This is a genomic window from Mucilaginibacter sp. P4_G9 (genome assembly GCF_056400985.1).
Genome location: NZ_JBFUKF010000852.1, coordinates 1 through 891 on the forward strand (window position 1 = coordinate 1; position 891 = coordinate 891).

Below are 891 nucleotides of genomic sequence, written 5' to 3' on the forward strand. Positions count from 1 at the left end.
ACGTACTTAAACTTGACGCTATTTTTAATTCAAGTTTTCGCGAAATTCAATTCGGTTTCAGATATGTGGGTTTTTACGACAGATATCGTTTCAGAATTGAAAAAGGCCTATTACATTTTGATATAGTTAGTGTGGGGCAGTTTTACAATAGTTTGTTTGTGGAACCAATTGAAATTAAACTTGGAGAAAAATATAACTTTATTATAGTAGTAAAAGGTGATAAGTTTAGTTTTATATGTAACGGAAAAGTTATAATGACTATTACCGACAATTTGAAATTGTATAAATATGGTGCTGTAGCTTTAATACTTTGGGATGACAGTGGTAAAAGTAACATACAGGCGTCTTTTGAAAATATTGAATATAATTTAATAGCCTAATTTATAGAGTAGCTATTGCAGTCTCAATATCTTATAATAACTAATACAATATTCTATGAATATCTTAATTGAAAATGCTGGGTTTGTTAATAAGGGAGCCGAATTAATGTTACGCTCCGTTATGAAAAAGACCAAAGAAAAATATCCTAACAGGCAGTGTGTTATTAGCCCAAATACGACTGGTGGTAATGTTACTCAGGCAATAGGCGAAGGTTTATATATATACAAAGATCAGAGTTTTTTTAATTTCTTTCCTCAAAAGCTATTGTCAAAATTATTTTTTGTAAAAACAGGTAAGATTGATATGTTGCTGGATGCCGGAGGTTTTCAATTTTCTGATCATTGGGTGCCGGGCTATAGCGAAGCTTCCAATAAACGCGTAAATAAGTATTACAGCGATTTAAAAAAGAGTGGTGCCAAGTTGGTTTTTTTACCGCAAGCTTATGGCCCCTTTACTCACCCTTTAGCTATTGAACGAATTAAGATTGTTTATGATAACGCGGATGTACTG

Annotated in this window: 2 protein-coding genes; both read left to right on the forward strand. The window is 32.3% G+C overall.

Going from position 1 to position 891, the window contains the following annotated elements:
* The coding region (locus AC1DPZ_RS28135) for a hypothetical protein (RefSeq protein WP_477409750.1) at nucleotides 1-380 on the forward strand (380 nt) is incomplete at its 5' end.
* A gap of 55 nt (nucleotides 381-435) precedes the next feature.
* Nucleotides 436-891, forward strand: a 456-nt coding sequence (locus AC1DPZ_RS28140) for a hypothetical protein (RefSeq protein ID WP_477409752.1), incomplete at its 3' end; no start/stop codon positions are given.